This window comes from Paenarthrobacter sp. PPS72 (assembly GCF_048537125.1).
Taxonomy (GTDB): domain Bacteria; phylum Actinomycetota; class Actinomycetes; order Actinomycetales; family Micrococcaceae; genus Arthrobacter; species Arthrobacter nitroguajacolicus_E.
Window position 1 is genome coordinate 18,918 of the sequence record NZ_JBLYIE010000015.1, and the last position, 17,625, is coordinate 36,542.

The 17,625-nt window shown below is 61.2% G+C and carries 21 protein-coding genes and 1 pseudogene; 7 read left to right on the plus strand and 15 right to left on the minus strand.

The genetic code is table 11. The features are described 5' to 3' along the window. The first annotated feature begins 22 nt into the window (after positions 1 to 22). A complete protein-coding gene (locus tag ACLRGI_RS07105; protein ID WP_419200963.1) occupies positions 23 to 859 on the plus strand; it encodes an alpha/beta fold hydrolase in 837 nt (278 codons plus the stop codon). Positions 860 to 867: 8 nt separating this feature from the next. On the opposite strand, the gene ACLRGI_RS07110 is transcribed toward ACLRGI_RS07105, so the two are convergent. The 5 genes from ACLRGI_RS07110 to ACLRGI_RS07130 form a co-directional block, all read right to left on the minus strand. Continuing rightward, complete coding sequence (locus tag ACLRGI_RS07110; protein ID WP_419200964.1) at positions 868 to 2,391, minus strand: CYTH and CHAD domain-containing protein; 1,524 nt, start codon at positions 2,389 to 2,391, stop codon at positions 868 to 870. 121 nt (positions 2,392 to 2,512) lie between these two features. Further along, positions 2,513 to 3,142: an SRPBCC family protein gene (locus tag ACLRGI_RS07115; RefSeq protein WP_419200965.1), complete on the minus strand. Its 630-nt coding sequence runs from the start codon at positions 3,140 to 3,142 to the stop codon at positions 2,513 to 2,515. A gap of 79 nt (positions 3,143 to 3,221) precedes the next feature. Next, complete coding sequence (locus tag ACLRGI_RS07120) at positions 3,222 to 3,653, minus strand: hypothetical protein (protein WP_044569311.1); 432 nt, start codon at positions 3,651 to 3,653, stop codon at positions 3,222 to 3,224. Positions 3,654 to 4,059: 406 nt separating this feature from the next. Further along, positions 4,060 to 4,323, minus strand: a complete 264-nt coding sequence (locus tag ACLRGI_RS07125; RefSeq protein WP_419200966.1) for a hypothetical protein — start codon at positions 4,321 to 4,323, stop codon at positions 4,060 to 4,062. Continuing rightward, a complete protein-coding gene (locus ACLRGI_RS07130) occupies positions 4,320 to 4,478 on the minus strand; it encodes a hypothetical protein (protein ID WP_017200690.1) in 159 nt (52 codons plus the stop codon). The genes ACLRGI_RS07125 and ACLRGI_RS07130 overlap by 4 nt, the downstream gene beginning before the upstream one ends. Before the next feature lie 433 nt (positions 4,479 to 4,911). Between ACLRGI_RS07130 and ACLRGI_RS07135 the strand changes: the two genes are divergently transcribed. Further along, positions 4,912 to 5,508, plus strand: coding sequence for a nucleoside/nucleotide kinase family protein (locus ACLRGI_RS07135; RefSeq protein ID WP_419200967.1), 597 nt, complete (start codon positions 4,912 to 4,914; stop codon positions 5,506 to 5,508). 262 nt (positions 5,509 to 5,770) lie between these two features. Next, positions 5,771 to 6,265 carry a hypothetical protein gene (locus ACLRGI_RS07140; RefSeq protein ID WP_419200968.1) on the plus strand — a complete coding sequence of 165 codons (495 nt, stop codon included), beginning with the start codon at positions 5,771 to 5,773 and terminating at the stop codon, positions 6,263 to 6,265. Positions 6,266 to 6,337: 72 nt separating this feature from the next. Here the strand turns inward: ACLRGI_RS07140 and ACLRGI_RS07145 are convergent, their stop codons facing one another. Next, entirely contained in the window at positions 6,338 to 7,099 is a 762-nt protein-coding gene (locus ACLRGI_RS07145; RefSeq protein ID WP_419200969.1) for an NUDIX hydrolase, read from the minus strand. Between the two features lie 79 nt (positions 7,100 to 7,178). Here ACLRGI_RS07145 and ACLRGI_RS07150 point away from each other — a divergent pair, with 79 nt between their 5' ends. From ACLRGI_RS07150 to ACLRGI_RS07165, 4 genes and pseudogenes are all read left to right on the plus strand, one after another. Then, positions 7,179 to 8,195, plus strand: coding sequence for an SPFH domain-containing protein (locus ACLRGI_RS07150; protein ID WP_419200970.1), 1,017 nt, complete (start codon positions 7,179 to 7,181; stop codon positions 8,193 to 8,195). Between the two features lie 9 nt (positions 8,196 to 8,204). Then, the gene (locus ACLRGI_RS07155) at positions 8,205 to 9,107 is read left to right on the plus strand and encodes a diacylglycerol kinase catalytic domain-containing protein (protein WP_419200971.1); all 903 of its coding nucleotides are present in this window, start codon (positions 8,205 to 8,207) and stop codon (positions 9,105 to 9,107) included. Between the two features lie 116 nt (positions 9,108 to 9,223). Continuing rightward, positions 9,224 to 10,297: a type I restriction endonuclease gene (locus tag ACLRGI_RS07160; protein ID WP_419200972.1), complete on the plus strand. Its 1,074-nt coding sequence runs from the start codon at positions 9,224 to 9,226 to the stop codon at positions 10,295 to 10,297. Positions 10,298 to 10,473: 176 nt separating this feature from the next. Further along, positions 10,474 to 10,992: pseudogene (locus ACLRGI_RS07165) on the plus strand (gamma-glutamyltransferase); the annotation flags it as partial. Positions 10,993 to 11,095: 103 nt separating this feature from the next. Here ACLRGI_RS07165 and ACLRGI_RS07170 read toward each other — a convergent pair. The 9 genes from ACLRGI_RS07170 to ACLRGI_RS07210 all read right to left on the minus strand — a co-directional run bounded on the left by ACLRGI_RS07170 (position 11,096) and on the right by ACLRGI_RS07210 (position 17,599). After that, a complete protein-coding gene (locus ACLRGI_RS07170) occupies positions 11,096 to 11,281 on the minus strand; it encodes a SoxR reducing system RseC family protein (protein ID WP_419200973.1) in 186 nt (61 codons plus the stop codon). Positions 11,282 to 11,311: 30 nt separating this feature from the next. Then, positions 11,312 to 12,013 (minus strand): hypothetical protein, encoded by a 702-nt coding sequence (locus ACLRGI_RS07175; RefSeq protein ID WP_419200974.1) that lies wholly within the window; start codon positions 12,011 to 12,013, stop codon positions 11,312 to 11,314. A 1-nt stretch (position 12,014) separates the two neighbouring features. Continuing rightward, positions 12,015 to 12,764, minus strand: a complete 750-nt coding sequence (locus ACLRGI_RS07180; RefSeq protein ID WP_419200975.1) for a hypothetical protein — start codon at positions 12,762 to 12,764, stop codon at positions 12,015 to 12,017. Continuing rightward, positions 12,761 to 13,471, minus strand: coding sequence for an ATP-binding cassette domain-containing protein (locus ACLRGI_RS07185; protein WP_419200976.1), 711 nt, complete (start codon positions 13,469 to 13,471; stop codon positions 12,761 to 12,763). The genes ACLRGI_RS07180 and ACLRGI_RS07185 overlap by 4 nt, the downstream gene beginning before the upstream one ends. Beyond that, positions 13,468 to 15,129 (minus strand): daptide biosynthesis intramembrane metalloprotease, encoded by a 1,662-nt coding sequence (gene mpaP / locus ACLRGI_RS07190; protein ID WP_419200977.1) that lies wholly within the window; start codon positions 15,127 to 15,129, stop codon positions 13,468 to 13,470. The genes ACLRGI_RS07185 and mpaP overlap by 4 nt, the downstream gene beginning before the upstream one ends. Next, positions 15,126 to 16,382 carry a YcaO-like family protein gene (locus tag ACLRGI_RS07195; protein ID WP_419200978.1) on the minus strand — a complete coding sequence of 419 codons (1,257 nt, stop codon included), beginning with the start codon at positions 16,380 to 16,382 and terminating at the stop codon, positions 15,126 to 15,128. Before ACLRGI_RS07195 ends, mpaP begins: the two co-directional genes overlap by 4 nt. Beyond that, positions 16,370 to 17,191 carry a daptide-type RiPP biosynthesis methyltransferase gene (gene mpaM, locus ACLRGI_RS07200; RefSeq protein WP_419200980.1) on the minus strand — a complete coding sequence of 274 codons (822 nt, stop codon included), beginning with the start codon at positions 17,189 to 17,191 and terminating at the stop codon, positions 16,370 to 16,372. Before mpaM ends, ACLRGI_RS07195 begins: the two co-directional genes overlap by 13 nt. A gap of 77 nt (positions 17,192 to 17,268) precedes the next feature. After that, entirely contained in the window at positions 17,269 to 17,406 is a 138-nt protein-coding gene (locus ACLRGI_RS07205; RefSeq protein ID WP_159705956.1) for a daptide-type RiPP, read from the minus strand. Positions 17,407 to 17,473: 67 nt separating this feature from the next. Next, positions 17,474 to 17,599 carry a daptide-type RiPP gene (locus ACLRGI_RS07210; protein ID WP_274595832.1) on the minus strand — a complete coding sequence of 42 codons (126 nt, stop codon included), beginning with the start codon at positions 17,597 to 17,599 and terminating at the stop codon, positions 17,474 to 17,476. Positions 17,600 to 17,625 lie beyond the last annotated feature (26 nt).

Genomic DNA, 17,625 nt, shown 5'->3' on the forward strand with positions numbered 1-17,625 from the left:
CCGCATCGAAGGGACTTGAGTTTTGGCTTACATCACCGTCGGAAACGAAAACAGCACTGAGATCGAGCTCTATTACGAGGACCACGGGAGCGGCCAGGCAGTGGTCCTGATCCACGGCTATCCCCTGGACGGGTCCTCGTGGGAGAAGCAGACTGCCGCACTGCTCGACGCCGGTTACCGCGTCATTACTTATGATCGCCGCGGGTTCGGCAAGTCCAGCCAGCCCACCGAGGGCTACGACTACGACACCTTCGCCGCTGACTTGAAGACGGTGCTGGACACCCTGGATGTGAACGATGCCGTGCTGGTGGGCTTCTCCATGGGCACCGGTGAAGTTGCGCGCTACATCAGCACGTACGGCTCGGCCCGTGTTGCCAAGGCCGTGTTCCTCGGTTCGCTGGAGCCGTTCCTCCTGAAGACCGACGATAACCCGGACGGCGTGCCGCAGGACGTGTTCGACGGCCTCGCCTCGGCAGTCACCGCCGACCGTTACGCCTTTTTCACCGACTTCTTCAAGAACTTCTACAACACCGACACCTTCCTGGGCACGGACCGCCTCAGCCAGGAAGCATTGGATGCCAGCTGGAACCTGGCCAGCAAGTCCGGAGCGTTCGCATCAGTTGCCGCCCAGCCCACATGGCTGACGGACTTCCGTGCCGACATTCCCAAGATCGACGTGCCGGCCTTGATCGTTCACGGCACAGCTGACAATATCCTTCCCGTCGACGTCACGGGACGCCGGTTCAAGGACGCGCTGCCCAACGCCGAGTACCTGGAAATCGAAGGCGCGCCGCACGGACTGCTGTGGACGCACGGCGCAGAGATCAACGAGGCGTTGCTGGCTTTCCTCAAGAAGTAACCTTTTTCTTACTCCTTGAGGCGCAATTTCCGCGCCTTCTTGCCTTTTTGCAGGTACTCCTGCTCCGTGGTGTCGGCGGCGGTGCGTTCCATCGCATGGAGCACTCCATACGTGAATGCACCGTTGCTGACACCCGGCGCGGAGCCCAGCTTCAGCAGTTCAGCGCGCGCCATGACGCTGTCCTGATGGTCGCCAAGGATCGACTGAACCTTATGCGCAGCGTCCCCGAGCTTCAAGGCACGTTTGCCGTGGATGCCTTCGACGGCCGCTGCGGCAAAGCGCAGCTTCTTGGCAGCCTTCCGGACTTCGTGGAAGGCCTTGTCACGTTGAGGTCCGACGGCGGCACCCACCGCTTCGTCGTGCCGTTTGCGAAGCCTTTTGCCGGCTTTGTTGACGAGCTTTGCCGTAGTCTCCCTCGCCGGTTCGGATCCCTGTGATGTGATGGGCGGAACGTCGATGAAGGCTTCCAGGTCATCCAGCAGCGTGAAGTAGCGGGGGCTGTTCAAACGGTTCCTGATGGCAGACATCGCAGTATCGGCCCTCAGCGCCATCCGTTCTTCCAGTTCATTGTGGAGTTGGCCCAGGACGAGTTTCCCCGGCAGTTCATCGAGGCTGTTCTTCAGGCGTTCGTGCAACACCTCAACATCGCGGTAGCGGCCAAGAGTCTTCGCCAGCGATTTCAGCTCCCTTTCCAGGTCCTTAACAGGCGCCTGTTCGAAGAGCGCCCTGTAACCGTGCAACACTGCACGGATTCGGCGGATTTGGGATCGCATTTGGTGGACTGAGTCGTCCCTTTCAAGGCGAACATGGGAATCCTGAAGGAGCAGCTCGGCCACCTGCTCGTCCAGATATTCGAGGACGGGAATGACGGCCGCGCCGTTGCCGCTGGACTCTTCACGGTCTGCCCGCTGCGAAGCAGGCCACAGGTCTCCCAGTGCTGTGGCCAGCTTGGAAGTACGCTCACTTGGCTTTGCGCCGGCGTCGGAAAGTTGCTGTGTCAAAGTGTTCAGCAAGGCGTCGTCGTCGGCTTCGTCCGGCGCCAGCTCCACCTCCCACTCCCTCCATTCCAGCTCGCGGGGTTCACCGAGCCCTGCTTTGGCGCGGACATGGTCATCAACGAAGTCGGCCACGCGGCGGTCATCGGGGCCGTATAGGGGGTAGCTGGTACGTTCGGTGTTCAGCGTTGCGACGGCGGCCACTGCGTGACCGCGCGTGTAGGCAAGCACACGGTCCATGAGTTCCACCGGGACAGTATCGGCAGTGCCCAACGGTGCATGAATCTCTGTTCGCTTGCCTGCACTGTGCGGGAGCTTCAGGTGCCAACCGGCGTCGGGCCCTCCGGTGCGGCGGCGCAGCGTGATTCCCCGGGCAGCAAGTGCCAGATGCCGCGTGTCGAAGTAGATTGCTTCCAGACTGTGATTTGCGGGGTCACCCACCCGCCCTATCCCGTCGATCGCGTCGAGGGCGGGGAGCGGCGTGGACGCTTCGGCGTCGAACTTCTGCTCGGCTTCCACATTGCTGGAGGTTGCCATGACCGCGGACTCCTGCCTTTCGGGGTATGCCGCGAGGGCCGGCCCGTTTGTGGTGGCCGGCCCTCGCTGGAGCTTACTTATTGGTTCTGTAACCAGTGTGGGTCAGATCAACCCCAACGCGCTAGATCCCGGGAGTGCGCGGCTGCGGCGGTTCCGCAGGACCTTCGTTGGCCGCCGGGGCCGCGAGGTCCGGATCGACGGGCGGGAACTCGGCTGTTGCCACCCCGCCGCTGCCGAAGGTTTCGCCGGTGTCGTCAACATCGCCACCGGAAACCGTGCCCCTCCAGGCTCCTGTTTCATGTCCCTGGGCTTCGATGAACTTCTTGAACTTGTCCAGGTCCGCACCTACGCGCAGGCTGTCTACGCCAAGGGCCGAGCCCGCCTTTTCTGCGAGGCCGTCCGGCTCCCAGACGATCTCCACGTTGACGCGGGTCCTGCCGGCGTCCAGGGGTTCGAAGCTCACCGTTCCGCCGTTGCGGGGACCGTCAACGCTGGCCCAGCTGACCAGGGAATCGGGGACCTGCTCAATGATCTGGGCGCTGTATTCCCGCTTGACTCCGCCCACATTCGTTGAGAAATGGAGGCCGGTTTCATCGATTTGTTCTACGGCTTCCACTCCATTCATGAATTGAGGGAAGGTCTCGAACTGTGTCCACTGGTTGTAGGCAACAGATACAGGGACGTCTACTTCGATTGACTTATTAACCGTAGCCATAGGTTTTGCTCCTTCGATCGTGTCTCGGGTGCTCATGCGGTAATGCTGGTGGCGCGCCAGCCGGCTGGCTGCTTAACCAGTGGCGCGCCTGTCTTAAGCGCGCCAGCCAAAGCTCTTAGCCGGCGTCGAAACTTTCTTCATCATCGTCGTTGGGCGACTCTTCTTGGGGGAGGTCGTTGCCGCTGCCGTCGGGAAGGTCCCCATCATTGCCGTCCGGCTGGGTGGACTGCTCGGCCAGGTACTGCTCGTCGGTTCCGCCAAAACGGCCCGCGCCTGGTTCTCCGGAGCTATCGGAATCCTCCGGATCCAAGTGGCTTAGATTCGGGGCGCCGGTGCCTTCTCCGAGAGCGGCTTCCTCGATGTCTTCTTCCACGCGGGGCTGAGCCTGGCCGCCGCCGGCCTCCTGCTCTGCCGTAGGAGTGCCGTAGCCTCCCACTTCCTCTTCCGGTGTGGCATTCTGCTTGTCCATGAGACCTGTCCTTTCCAAAGCGGTGAACGTGTTTATGGAACACTTCGAACCTATAAGTGCAGCTGGTGGCATGTCCATGCTCTGACGAAATTAGTCAGTAATCTTAGCAATTAGAGAGCGAAGGCGTTACTGTACAGCCCTGAATCACCTGCGCATCAAGACGGTTGCGGAATTTCACAACCACCCTGGGGATCCAAACCTGTGTAATTCAATGGGCCCGCGACAATATTCAGTGCGATGGTGGCAAACTGCGAGCACTGTGCGGGCGGAGCGGTAAAGTACCCGCGCTGCCCCGCTGCCACAGCCCCGATAATGAGCCATACCACCACCACCAGTCCCACAATCGAACCGATTCGCATCACTACCCCAATCGCTGAACTGATAACCCCCAGCTATTAGTAAGCATACTGACAAACACGCTGAAGACCAAAGAAACGCGGCCGCGGACCAGGATCTCTCCCGTCCGCGGCCGCGCCTGCCCTACTCAGTCCGTAGGGTTGGTTTCGGTTGTCAGACCACGATTGTCCGCAGTCTTTTCGTCCTTCTCTTCTGCCGGCCCGGGCGGGTTGGCTGATTCGCTGGGACCAGCGTCGACGGCGTCTTCCGGACTTTCCGACGACGAATCACCCACGGGTACCTGGCTGCTCGATTCCGGCGTCCCCGGATCCCGGGGAATGGGATGTCCCGGAGTGGTTGTCCCGTCGCGAACCTGCGCGAAACCGGCAACCTCGCTTGGATCAGTGGTCATACGCGCGACCGGCCACGGCCCAGAACCCAGCCAATAAGGGCCAACACCAGCAGGATGATTCCCACCCACAGCAGGAAGCTGAGGGCTTGGTTGAATCCGCCGACCAAGAGCAAGATGATCGCAATAACACCGGCGATAATCAAAAGTGTATTCATTGAGCTACGCATCCCTTCAATAACGGTTGTCTATTCAGGAAGGCGTCCGCTGGTACTCCATTTCTGAAGCGCCACCCATGCCAACGGGCACCGATCGGAGAATTGCTCTCCATATCGCTTACGTACCCCCACGAAATTAGGTTCAAACCAAAACCGCAGTCCGCGAGGGGCACGTACATAGCATCATGATAGGCGCGCACTCCGCTAGGGCGAAGTATTTGGACAGGAAACTTAGTACCCTTCTTGGAGCCGCTGCGGAGTTACTCCAACATGCCGATCGGCCTCCGTGCGCTCCTCAGCCGCGGAAAGCCCGGTTCATATAGCTGGGCGTTTTGGGCAGCCCGGGGCGTGATCTGCACCTCACCCGGCACAACCGAGGCCTTCGCCGCGTTGTACAAAGAACGAGTTCGCACAGAAGACGAAGGGAGGGCTCATGCTCATAGTTCTGACGGGAATTGACGGATCAGGAAAAACGACGGCGGCCCATGCCTTGGTCGATTCGGCTCGCGCTGAAGGTCGAAGCGCCCTGCTGCTCAGCAATCACGCCGCCCGCCGGAGGATGTCGCTTCTATCGGCGCGCTTTGGCTGGAAAGTGGCGCCCCGCGTTTCGGACTTCGTCGAAACCGGCGTTCGCCTCTTCAACGTGTTGGTTAACCATGTGCGCGCCCGGCAGTTCGACGGTTTGGTGGTCATGGACCGCCACCTGCACTGCCAGCTGGCGCTTCGCCAAGCCAGCGGTTTGCGACGCGGCCCCCTGCTCCCCTGGCTTCTGAAAAAGCTTCCCTCCCCCGACTTGCACGTGCATTTCGATGTTGACCCGCGTGTTGCCCATCATCGCGTCATGGCGCGCGGTACGGACAAGGAAACACCGGCTGACCTGCAGGCTTTCCGTTCCGCTTACCATTCGCTGCCTGAGTTCGACGGGTTTGTGGTGGTGCACGCCGCTGAGACTCCGGAGCGGGTGTTGGCAGAGCTGAACCGGCTCGTCTCTGCCACAAGAAAGGAACCGGCCGTCCCTCACCCCAACTGATCGTTCAAGGCACGTGACTTGCGTGCTGCCGCTCGCCGGGTAGGCTCACCCCCATGCCAACAACGGCGGGTCTTTGGGGGATTGATGAGTGCCAAAACCAGACGGAGTCTTCTGACGTTCGTGTTCGGATTCGGGACATACGCGCTCTTGGTGCGGCCTCTCGGATTTATCTACGCCCTGCTGATCGGCTTCGTTGTAGTTGCGGCGGTTCTATATGTTGATCGGCTAGTGCAATCGAAACGTGCGCAGAGGAGCTCATTTAGTGAAACGCACGATCTTGAGCGGCCCTAGAACGTCGCCCCTGATTTCAGAGGCCGGGATCAGCGGCGGCTCGCAGAAGGTCATTGCAAGCGTCGTGGGGCTGGCTTGCTTCTCCGTCATTGCAATGGCCATTCCCAGCGGCGTCCTGCTGATCAGCACAGGGCTGGTTGCGGTCATCGCCTTGCTGACGGTGGCAGTACTCCGCATCACCGTGACTGTTGAAGCCACGGACCAGACCCTGGTTGTCGGATGCCGGCCTTTCTACTCAAGGACCATCCCGCTGGAGGACATCGTTGACGCCTCCCCCGCGCCGCCCAGTTCCCTGACCGAAGGATTCGGCGTCAGGTACTTGGGCCAACGCACGTGGGGCTTGCTGGTTGGCGGACCGGCCATCGTCCTGGAGACACCTCGACGTACGCGGCTCATCTCGACGCCGAACCCTGAGTCCACTGCCGCTTCCATACTGACCCACGCCGGCAAACTGAGGGACAGATAAAGGCCCGCTGACCCCTCCATGGAACGTTTGCTGTCCCTGGTTGGGCACCTAGTTTGGCACAGAGGCGCCGCTTCAATCCCGCGGGCGCATCAGCGGCGGGTTCAGGACCGCCCGGGTGGGCTGGCCCGCCGTCGGACGCGCCTCGGGGGCCAGCCTGAAGAGCGCGGCCGGCCGCCCGGCGTCGCCCGCTGTCATTCGACCCGTGCCCTCAAGGAAGCCGGGCGTCCCTGTCGCTTTGCGGTGAAAATTCCGCGGGTCCAGGCGGGTCCCCCACACGGCTTCGTACACGGCACGGAGTTGGGCGATGGTGAATTCCTCGCCGCAGAAGGCAGCGCCCAGCGGTGAATATTCTAGTTTCGACTTAGCCCGTTCCTGGGCGTCGTCCAGGATGCGGGCATGATCGAAGGCCAGCTCCAGCTCTCCATCGAGGACGGCCCGAACCGGGTACCAGGCAGCGTGCTCGGCATCGCTGCCTGCGGCCAACACCGGAAAGTCCGGCGCCAGCAGGAGGTGCGCCACCGTCAGGACGTCTCCGCGGGGATCGCGACCCCTGGGTCCGTAGCTCCCCAGCTGTTCCAGATGGCCGGGCAGGCGCCCGACGCCGGTCTCCTCCGCTAGTTCCCGGGCCGCCGCCTCGTGCAGGTCCTCGCCCGCAAGGACGAATCCGCCCGGAAGCGCGAGCTTGCCGCGAAAAGGCTCGATTAGCCGCGTGATGAGAAGGACGTTCAGCTCGCCCTTACGCACGGTCAGGGCGACGACGTCGACAGTTACCGGGAAGCGCTCGGGCGCCGGATGGGATACAGGCATGGAGTAATCGTAGGTAATTATCGTCATGTTGACAATAATCCAGAGTCGGCTCTATGGTTTAGTTATCGTCAAGTTGACGACAACTAAACGAAAGTGAGTGATCATCATGGCCACCATCAAGCGCTACCCCTGGCTCAGCCACTTCCTCGGCAGCCCCACCGGCTACGTCGTCCACCTGCAAAAGGGCGCCGTCAAGCACCAAGGAGTGGGCCAGGCGTTCTTCTTCCGCCCCGCAAACTCCGTGCTCAGCGAGGTTCCCGTGGACGACCAGGAACTGCCCACCCTTTTCCACGCCATCACCCGCGACCACCAGGACGTCAGCGTCCAGGCCAACGTGACCTACCGCTTCATCGACCCCGTAGCTGTTTCAACCCGGCTCGATTTCGGTTTGCAGACTGCAGGCAAGGCGCCGGCAACCGGCCGCGAGCAAGTGTCCACCATCATCGGCCAGCTGTGCCAGAGCCACGCAATCGACCAGATCGCCACCACCACGCTCGCCGAAGCACTCGAACGCGGAGTCAGCCAGCTCCGGCTGGTCCTCACCGACGCGCTCCGTGCCGACGCAAGGCTCCAGTCCACCGGCATCGAAATCCTCGGTGTCCAGGTGTTGGCGGTGCGGCCCGAATCCGACGTCGAACGTGCCCTGCAGACACCGGTTCGGGAACAGCTCCAAGCCGAAGCGGACCGGGCCGTCTACGAGAGGCGGGCGGTCGCCGTCGAACGTGAACGGACCATCTCCGAGAACGAAATGGCGAGCCAAATCGAACTGGCAGTCCGCCGCGAAAACCTGGTGGCGCAGGAAGGTGCGAACGCCCGACGCGCTGCCGAGGAGAAGGCCGCCGCTGGTTTGATTGAGGCGCAGAGCTCAGCTGAACGGAAGGGAATTGGCGCAGCAGCCGAGGCCAACCAGATCCGCCTGGTGGGTGAAGCAGCCGCCGCACGGGAAGCAGCCACCATGGAGGTCTACCGCGGCATGGAACAGGCCACGCTGCTGGCACTGGCTCTGAAGGACGCAGCAGGAAGCCTGCCGAACATCGGGAACCTCACCATCACCCCGGACCTGCTCAGTGGAGCACTCGCCGGGTTGTTCAAGGAGCCCGCCGCCACCGCCGACACCAAATAAGGACACGTCATGGCAACCCCGCGCATCGTCATCGTCCACCGCCGGACCGAACTCCAGGAACTCCTGGACAGGCACGCCACCCGTGGCCAGGCCGAGTTCTTCCTCCGCACCCGCGGTCGGAGCATCCAGGACGTGCAGGAACGGCATGATCGACTCACTTCCGCACTCACAACCATCAGGTCCGCAGTGCCGGCCGATTGGCGACAAGCTGAAGTAGAACGGGCGGACTTGAGCCGCTTCCTGCTCACCGCCGAGGACATCATCGTCGTGGTGGGGCAAGACGGGCTGGTGGCGAACGTTGCGAAGTATCTGAACGGCCAGCCGGTGATCGGCATCGATCCCGAGCCCGGCGCGAACCCCGGCGTGCTTGTCCGTCACACGCCCGCAGCGGCAGCCGCCCTTCTGGGTGCCGGCGACGTTGCGCGCCTGCGCTGCCAAAACCTCACCACTGTGACGGCAACGCTCGACGACGGTCAGCAGCTTTCAGCGCTCAACGAAGTTTTCGTGGGGCACGCATCGCACCAGTCGGCAAAGTACTCCGTCACCGCGCCAAGTTTCACCCAGCCGGGCGGACAGACTGAGCGGCAGTCGTCGTCGGGCCTTATCGTTTCAACCGGGACCGGCGCTACCGGATGGTGCGCTTCGATCGCTTTGGAACGCGGCGGACGTGCCCTTCCCGCCCCGACCGATCCGCGGCTCGCGTGGTTCGTCCGCGAAGCATGGCCATCACCAGTAACGGGAGCTTCTTTGACGGAGGGTGTCCTGGAAGCCGGAGAAGTACTGCGGATCACCGTGGCATCGGATCAGCTCGTGGTGTTCGGCGACGGGATGGAAGATGACCGGCTGGTGGCTTCGTGGGGGCAGGAGATCACGGTGCAGTTGGGGCAGCGGCCGCTGAGGTTGGTTGTTTGATAGGCGGCTGCCAGTTGGTCGGCAGGATGATTAAGCGCGCGGGCCGTTTCGCCCCAAGAGTCCAAAGCTCGGCTAAGGTAGGCACACCTGTCGAAATTGAGACCAATGGGGGTCGCATGGAATTTGCAGAACGGCTGTCTGCACTAGCAGCAAAGGTGCGTCAGCAACGAGGTGTTATTGAGACAGAAGAAGCAACGAAGAACGCCTTCGTCATGCCATTCATCTCCTCAATCCTGGGCTACGACGTTTTCAACCCGCTTGAAGTAGTTCCCGAGTTCACCGCAGACGTGGGCGTGAAGAAGGGCGAGAAGATTGATTACGCGATCGTCAAGGATGGCGAAGTCCAGATTCTTATTGAGTGCAAGAAATCGATTGAGCCGGTAAAGATCGAACATGCATCTCAACTGTTCCGCTACTTCGCGGTAACAAACGCCAGGATCGCCATCCTCACCAACGGGGAGACCTACCAGTTTTTCACCGATCTCGACGCCCCAAACAGGATGGACGCCAAGCCGTTCCTGGTGCTGGACCTAAACGACATCGATGAGACCCTGCTGCCCGAGCTCCAAAAACTCTCCAAAGATGTCTTCGACTTGGATTCCATCATCAGCGCGGCAGGCGAACTGAAATATATCGGTGAACTCAAACGGACCCTCGCCGCGCAGTTTCGTGAGCCAGAAGATGAATGGGTCAAGTTCCTAACTTCTCGCGTTTACACGGGCGCGTATACCCAGCGCGTTCGCGAGCAGTTCACAGCACTGGTTGCTAAGGCCACCAAGCAATTCCTGAATGATCAGGTCAACGAGCGGCTCAAAAAAGCACTTGGCGCCCAAGCCTATGCGGCCAGCGACGATATAGCTGCTGCCACAGTATCCAGCAAACCCATCGCCGAGGCGGATTTGGCAGAGGCGGACGCATTGGAGACCACCCTTGAAGAAATTGAGGGCTACCAGATTGTCCGCGCGATAGTTTGCAGCGAAGTGAAGCCCACCCGCGTCGTCCAGCGCGATGCAAAGTCATACTTTGCCGTACTCCTGGACGATAACAACAGGAAGCCAATCGCACGTCTCCACTTCAACCGAGCACAGAAATACATCGGCCTGTTCGACGCAAACAAGGAAGAGACTCGCGTGCCCATCAGTTCGCTTGACGAGATCTACGAGCACGCGAAGTTCTCCGGGAAAGCGTGAAGAGCTACCTATAGCAGAGGGGAGGAGGCGGCTGATGGCCCGCACCCAATTATTCCAGTCGGCATAGTATCCTGATGCCTCACACCCCAGCCGCCCCGAAGCGTCTGAGTCAGACTGCCCTGGGTGCTCATGGGCAGGCAAGTCTTGACGGCAGTTCTCGGTCCCGACGGCGGCACGGTTCCGGGATCGTCGTTCCGGGCCGTGGCTTCCTGCTCAACAATGAGCTGACTGACTTCAGCACTGTCTACAAAGAGAGTGATCCCAACTGGATTCAGCCAGGTAAGCGTCCGCGGTCCTCGATGTCGCCGACCATCGTTTTGAAGGATGGCGATCCGTTCCTGGCTCTCGGCTCCCCCGGTGGTTCCACCATCATTACTACCGTGCTGCAAACCATCCTCAACCGCATCGACCTGGGAATGGATGTGTCCGAAGCTCTCGCTGCACCACGAACTTCTCCACGTAACGGTGCGACGGTCAGCTCCGAGCCTGCTTTTATCGACGCCTACGGTCCTGCCTTGGAGTCGCTGGGGCATGATCTGGTTCCAGCCGGTGACGCCTTTACATCTGCTGCCGAAATAGGCTCAGCAACCGCCATCGAGTTCAACAAGGACGGATCGTTGACTGCGGCCGCCGAACCGGACCGCCGTGGTGGAGGTTCGGCAATGGTGGTGAAGCCCTTGAACCCTGGCAAGTAGCGTGTAACTCATTCCTCGAGCGGACGAAGCCCGCCTCGGAGGCACCCTTGAAGGGCGCCTGCGGGGCGGGTTTCTGCTGCGGCGCCCGGTTCGTTTCATCTTTTCAAGGTTGGCGGTTCTTCCTAACCTCCCGACTGAACCTCCACAGCATGAGCAATGATGCTGCCGCGATGATGATCCCGGAAGCGGTGGACCACCACGTTTGGTCCGAATTCGAAACGAAAATGGACACAGCATAGGCGCCCAGGACCAATGCCAAGAAGAGCCAAACCAACGGACTGCGGTTCATTGCGAATTCCTTAATTGAAGAGATGAAAAGTCAGGCCAGATCCCGTTTTAGGAACGCCCCAAAGGCAACCGCTGTAACCACTAAAAGCCAGCTCGCGACTCCCACGAAAGAACCTGATGCTGGTATGTGGAAAGCTACGTGGTCAGCCCAATCGGCAGCCAAAACCGGGAAGAGGAACTGTTTGGCCTGCCCTAGCGAGCCGGACAGAAGCTCCGGAACCACCAAAGTCAGAGGGACCACAAAGAGGCTCACCAAATGACTGCGAATCAAGGAGCCCACGGCAAAGCCCCACAGCGACCCCATACCGGCCATGCCGGCGAAGCCCAGGACGGCTGGGAAGTTGAAGCCCCGTAGACCATCCAGCAGTTCACCGGAGAGGCCGAAAAGCACGCCTACGGCTGCTCCCATCACAAGGGCCGCCAACGCAGTTGCGGCTGCCCGGCCAGCGAAAGCGGCACCCCTCTGGAACAGCAGTACCCGGCGGGTGAAGCAGCCCGATCGATAGTCCGACGTGAAGGAGAAGGACCCCAGCACTGCAGCTACCGTGAGCATAAGCGACATGCCTGCTTTCAGGAGAACCCGATCAATCCCCGGTGGTTTTTGGGGTTCCAGACTTGCTGTGGCCACGAGCGTTCCTAGGAGTCCCAACACCAGCAGGGCACCAATGGCTGACCCCCGCCACAACGATGGCCGATGAAGGTCAGAAAGGAAAGCGGGCACTACGTGAGCCATGCTAAAACTCCTTCCCTTGGAGAACCCGGTGTACACAGAAACCAGCTGCGACTAGCCAGCCCAGGGCAACAAGGAAGGCTGGCAACGGATCAAGCAGGCCCTCGAAGGGCAGGGAAACTACCCCCGCCAAAGCGCCGGAGGGAAGCCAGCGCGCTATCTCGGGGGCGCTTGCGAGGAGAGGTAACTCGATGGCGAGCGGAATCAGCATGGTGAGTATCGTCGTCGCGTAGTAGTGCCGGATGATCCATCCGAGCGAGCAACCCCACAGGGAGCCCATGGCCGAGGCCAGCACCACACCAGGCAACTGGATCCATGATTCGGCTGTCAGAAGTTCGGTCAGAACGTCAGGAGTTAGCGAAAATGCCATGCTTACGCTCAAAATCGCTATTCCTGTGACAGCCGTGGCCAGACCAACAACCAATGCGGTCACGTACTTGGCCATCACCACTTGCAGCAGTCCTGACATCACCACGCTGCGCCGGAGGGTCCCGTAGTAGGACTCCCGGGTTACCAAGTAGCTCCCGGCAAACGTAGCTACCGGCGCAATGCTCGCTGCCAGAGCCCAAAAAGCCTGGACGTTGTCCGCTGCCGACAGCTCGCCCGAGTTAGCTGGCCAGCCCAGGAAGTTTGCGGCGAACCAAGGGACCAGTGCGGTGAATGCCAGAATGCCGAGAACCGAATACCCACTGAAGTACCGGAGAAGCTCTGAACGCAGCCCACGAGTCACGAAACTGAGCGTGGCTGCCTTCACGGGGCGCCCTCCAGAATCTTGAAGTACGCGGATTCCAAGCTGCCTCCGCCCAGGGCTTTCGCCTCTCTGAGCGTTCCACGAAACAGCATTCTCTGTTTGAGGATCACAACCTCGTCAACAACCTGTTCCAGCTCCATGAGCTGGTGGCTTGAAACCAGGGCACTCCCTCCCGACGCAGCGAAGTCCCGGAGGAATCGCCGCAGCCATTGGATGCCTTCCGGGTCCAGTCCGTTGGCAGGTTCATCAAGGACAAGCAGCTGCGGGCTGCCCACCAAGGCGGACGCAATACCCAGGCGTTGCCGCATGCCCAGCGAATAGTCCCGCACCTTCTTGTTTCCTTCGGCCGCGAGATCCACCAGCTCAAGAACCCGCTCCACGTCCTCGCGACCAACCCCAACAGCGAGGCTGCAAATCTGCAGGTGTCGGCGTCCCGTCAGGCCGGGCTCCACTTCCATACCATCCAGGTTCACGCCAACTTTGGTAGCTGGACTCCTCAGGGACCTGTAGTCACTGCCGAAGACTGTTGCTCGCCCCGATGTTGCTTCCAATAGCCCCGTTAGCCCGGCGAGCGCAGTGCTCTTCCCCGCCCCATTGGGCCCGATGAGGCCCACCACACGCCCCGCCGGCACGTTGAAAGTTAGCTCTTCGACGGCGAACCGTGAGCCTCTCTTCTTGCTGAACGCCTCGAAACTGGCGTGGATGCTCATAAGTCCCCCTTCTGGGATTCGATGCTTTGCCCGGACTGAGCTGGCCAGAGCGGGGAGTTCCTGGCCACGTCCCACAGCCACTCCCCCAAACTCGTGACCCGTTGACTTGTCACTTCGGCGCGTCCGGATGAGGCCAGGTTTATCCCCGATTCCAGCTGGCCCGGGTACGCAAGAACCGGCAGATTGTTGCCGGAAAGGGCGATAGGCGCGATGGTGTCCAGAGACGCCATGGAGTTCGACGGCGGCTGCTCACCAACGGTGGCCCGGCCCAAATGTTCGTGAATAATCATTCCCTGCGATTGCAGGGTGACACGATCGCCCGGCTCCAGGGTCCTGCCACTTTGAATCGGCGCCACGATCCGCAACTCGCCATCGGCAAACGTGTAGCCGGCCACGATTACCGGTCTCACTTGAACGAGCATCAGAAGCGCTCCAACAGCCGCCGCTCCCAGCAAGATGACAAAGGCCCGCCTCCACGCCGGGCTTCCGTTCGTGGCCGCCGAGCGGAAGAACCGGAGGATGCTTCTGACAGCCATCACAAGCAGTAGGCAAAGGACCCCGAGAACCACAAGGTGCCCTGCGTAGCCAAGCTGCAGGAAGATCGGCACGAGCCGTTGGTAGCCGACCACCATGAAAACAATTCCCGAAACAAAGCTCGCAAGCCCGAACCAGGGCAAAAGACCTCGGCTGGGGAAGGTGCGAACAGATCCTAGAACCCGGGAACTGACGATGTCGGCCAACGCCTCCATCGATTTCTTCCGAAGATGAGGAATGTCCACGGCGGACATGAGGGCCACGTAGCCATCCAATTTGATGAAGGGGAACAGGTTGAGCACAGCCACGGCGTAGCAAATCATCCCGTAGAGGACGGCCGCGTCCTTAGCTGCAGACTCCGGAAGGAACAGTTGTACCGTCATGGCAAAACTCCCGAGCGCAACGTGCACCAGAGGTCCTGCGAGGGCAACGAGTACCCGCTGCTTCCTGGAACTCAATCGCCATCCGTCGGTCACGTCGCAGAAGAAGGCAGGCGACAGGTAGAACAGCATGATCCCGATGCGTCGCGGCGTGCCACCGAAGTAAGTGAGCGCCATGCCGTGACCCAGTTCGTGGAGCAGCGTGGAGACAAACATCGCCGCCATCACGTACAGATAGGCTTCCAAAGGAAGGGGCGTCGATAGAACCCGCCACATGTTGGGCCCTGCCAGGAACACGCCGAATAGTCCGCTGAGCAGGAGCAACAGGGATGCGGCGGCCCCGCCTGGCCGAACCATGGCTGTGATTGCCGGCCGAAGAGCTTCCAACAGCGGTGCCGGATTGAAAAGGGTGAACTGAACAGTCAGGGGTGGCCTGAACTGGACCCGTCGGATCCCCGTTGGCTGCGCACCGCCGTCGAAAATTCCTGTGTGCGCCAGCTGGCGCACGATCCCCTCCACGTCCGCAGGCTTCCAAACTGACCCCAGCAGTTGAGCGACCTGGGCAGCTTGCAGGTGGCCGTCCACGGTCTTCAAGACATCTGCGACGTCGGCGGAGACTCGCGCTTTCGGCACACCGTTGACGGCGACTATCCAAGGCCCGCCCTCCTGCAGCGGCCTATCGATGGAGGCCGACGGCGCAAGCTGCACCGGCCATTCAACCTCCGGCCTCCCTGAGCTGCTCATATCAGGGGATGCGGGGTGGAGGGGCGGTCCGGAATCTCAAACAGATTCTTGGTCTCGTCCATGGTCAAGGGAATGGCCCCCGGGCAGATGGCCTTGCCAGCCACCCAGCCCAAGTCGCGGATCGCTGGGGGAAGCCTGTATGTGAGGTCCACCCAGTGCGAGCGGATATTCCGTCCCGCCAAGTACTGCACCAAAGCATCCACGTCAGGTGCGGCCTGGCCGACAGGAAAGGTGGAGGGTTTGAAGGACATAACCCACTGGCGCAACTCAGCGACCGCGGGCGCGGAAGTCCAGAAGTCCGCACGGGAGTCGTCATCCGTCACTGCCGAAGAAGGAGTGGCGGGAACCGACTCGGTGGGAATCGACTCGGCGGGAATCGTCTCGGCGGATTGCCTTCGGGCGAGGAAGAGCTCCCGGATCTGCAAACCTTCCTGGAGCGCTCCCCTCAGGGCAATGACCGGGTCCGAGGCAGTCTTGAGTCCGACGGCGCCATAACCAGCGGTTCCCTTTTCTTCCGCAATGATGCACACAGCAGTGAGCAGCGGACTATGACCGCCAGGAATGAAGGCGAGAGTAGGCTCAACCCCGGCTGCCCGCGCAGCAATAAGGAGCAGGCTAAGACCTCTTGCTTCCGGCGCCTGACGCACCGCGACGGGCATGCTTTCGGCGTCGAATCGTTGCAGTGGAGTTCTCAGACGCCAGGCTGTAAGGAAGGCATCCCGTTCCACGACTTCCGCGATGGCCGATGTCCGGGCAAAGGCTTCGGAGGGTCCGGACGCCGCGCCGTTGGGTGAGGGATCGAAGAACTCATCCCAAGGGTTCGACTCCTCGCGTCCGGGGGTGTAATCAACCAGAGCCGCGGGGATTTGAGTGGGCTTCCCCGTCAGCAAATCAGTGGCACGGTACCAAGGAAAGTCATGGGCGAGGGCGGATGCGCGTCCTAATCCGGCGCTGGCGAAGTCGATTTTCGCGTCGCGACTGCCGGTCGGAGCATGGAGGCATTCGGAATCGGCAGGCACAGGGACCAACGCGAATCGTTCAACAGCCTCTCCTGCGCCGCGGGTCAGGGAAGCACGCCTGGTGACGTCGAAGGCACCAACGGCGGAGGCGAGCCTGGCGCCGGGCGCCCCATTGGCCAACAGCCCCACGGTTCGCCAAAGACCTACCTCGTTGGGCGCGTACACGGAGGCTTCGGACACGAGTCCCAGGGAGGGGTCGAGCGTCCGCACGGGATCCACGCTCACTTGCCGCATACCCAGAGCTCCACGTCCTTCAACCCGGGACTCGGCGACGCTATCCGAACCGGTCGGCGCTCCAGGACGGTGAGGCCCTCGGCCAGGATCTCTTCTTCGATCAGGCTGTTACTCACAAAAGCGATGTCGCTCGCGTACGCCGAGGATCGATACGTGCCTTCCTCATTGAAGCTGACATGGATCATGGTCACGTGGCGCGCTCCGTTCACGGGATCGCGGCTTTCGGACGTAATCAGGAATGCGTCGTCCCCCAGCGGCGAAACTGTAGTGCCGCCGTCGTCGTCCTCTTCCGACCCTTGGTGACTGTCAGCGTTCAGGACAGTCAGCAGGAAACGGCCGTCCGGCGTCAAGCAGTCGCGTACCCTCCGAAACAATTCGCGCCTGCCCGCAGGATCCAGGAGCGTGATGGAACTGGCCCCGAGAACCACGCAACCGTATCCGCCGTCCACCTCGAAGCGGGACATGTCAGCCTCCATCAACTCGACAGCCACTCCACGCGGATTGAACGTCCTGGTGCCTGCCTTTTCCTGCAGCATGGCGAGCATCTCCGGTGAAGAATCGACGGCGGCAAGCGGACGACCCAGGGCGAGAAGCGGCCGGGTGATCCGTCCGGATCCTGCAGCAAGTTCAAGGATGGGTCCCGAGGTTTTGCGCACGGCGGTGAGGATTTCGGGAAGCTCGGTCAAGTCGTTGGCGGTGATTTGGTCGTAAAGGCGGGATCCTGAAGCGCTGTACAGATCCTCTGGCGGATCGACGTGTCCCAGGACCCGCAGGATGGCGTCAGCGGTCTTATCTGGTGCGATGTTCATCAGCTCGTGTTCTCCGGGAGTTTGGATGGGGTTACACGCGGGTGGCGGCGGAACGTGCACCACCCGCGTGCACTGGCTTAAGTGGCGGCGAGGCCGACGACGACGCCGGCGATGATGATGACGTCACCAACGCGGATGTACCACGGTGTATCGTCCGGGGTGTCGAGGTTCTCCAGCTCTTCGATGGTTAGCTGAAGGTTCGAGGTTGCGATCATTGGCTCCTCCTTTCTTGTGTCTCTGGATGCGGGTTTATGTCTCTGGATGCCGGCCCAATTTCAGTGCCTAGGTGATGCTGACGGCGATCAGGCCGATGGCAACTCCCTGGGACACACCGATGAACCAGTTGTTGAAGTCCGGGGTATCCATTGACTCGATCTCCTGAACGGAGATGTTGAGCTGATTTTGCATGCGCTTTCACCTCCCCTCGGTGCATT

Coding starts and splice junctions, on each gene's coding strand:
- ACLRGI_RS07110 (WP_419200964.1), bottom strand. CDS start 2,391: ATGGCAACCTCCAGCAATGTGGAAGCCGAGCAGAAGTTCGACGCCGAA.
- ACLRGI_RS07115 (WP_419200965.1), bottom strand. CDS start 3,142: ATGAGCACCCGAGACACGATCGAAGGAGCAAAACCTATGGCTACGGTT.
- ACLRGI_RS07120 (WP_044569311.1), bottom strand. CDS start 3,653: ATGGACATGCCACCAGCTGCACTTATAGGTTCGAAGTGTTCCATAAAC.
- ACLRGI_RS07125 (WP_419200966.1), bottom strand. CDS start 4,323: ATGACCACTGATCCAAGCGAGGTTGCCGGTTTCGCGCAGGTTCGCGAC.
- ACLRGI_RS07130 (WP_017200690.1), bottom strand. CDS start 4,478: ATGAATACACTTTTGATTATCGCCGGTGTTATTGCGATCATCTTGCTC.
- ACLRGI_RS07135 (WP_419200967.1), top strand. CDS start 4,912: ATGCTCATAGTTCTGACGGGAATTGACGGATCAGGAAAAACGACGGCG.
- ACLRGI_RS07145 (WP_419200969.1), bottom strand. CDS start 7,099: ATGACGATAATTACCTACGATTACTCCATGCCTGTATCCCATCCGGCG.
- ACLRGI_RS07150 (WP_419200970.1), top strand. CDS start 7,179: ATGGCCACCATCAAGCGCTACCCCTGGCTCAGCCACTTCCTCGGCAGC.
- ACLRGI_RS07155 (WP_419200971.1), top strand. CDS start 8,205: ATGGCAACCCCGCGCATCGTCATCGTCCACCGCCGGACCGAACTCCAG.
- ACLRGI_RS07160 (WP_419200972.1), top strand. CDS start 9,224: ATGGAATTTGCAGAACGGCTGTCTGCACTAGCAGCAAAGGTGCGTCAG.
- ACLRGI_RS07170 (WP_419200973.1), bottom strand. CDS start 11,281: ATGAACCGCAGTCCGTTGGTTTGGCTCTTCTTGGCATTGGTCCTGGGC.
- ACLRGI_RS07175 (WP_419200974.1), bottom strand. CDS start 12,013: ATGGCTCACGTAGTGCCCGCTTTCCTTTCTGACCTTCATCGGCCATCG.
- ACLRGI_RS07185 (WP_419200976.1), bottom strand. CDS start 13,471: ATGAGCATCCACGCCAGTTTCGAGGCGTTCAGCAAGAAGAGAGGCTCA.
- mpaP (WP_419200977.1), bottom strand. CDS start 15,129: ATGAGCAGCTCAGGGAGGCCGGAGGTTGAATGGCCGGTGCAGCTTGCG.
- ACLRGI_RS07195 (WP_419200978.1), bottom strand. CDS start 16,382: ATGCGGCAAGTGAGCGTGGATCCCGTGCGGACGCTCGACCCCTCCCTG.
- mpaM (WP_419200980.1), bottom strand. CDS start 17,191: ATGAACATCGCACCAGATAAGACCGCTGACGCCATCCTGCGGGTCCTG.
- ACLRGI_RS07205 (WP_159705956.1), bottom strand. CDS start 17,406: ATGATCGCAACCTCGAACCTTCAGCTAACCATCGAAGAGCTGGAGAAC.
- ACLRGI_RS07210 (WP_274595832.1), bottom strand. CDS start 17,599: ATGCAAAATCAGCTCAACATCTCCGTTCAGGAGATCGAGTCAATGGAT.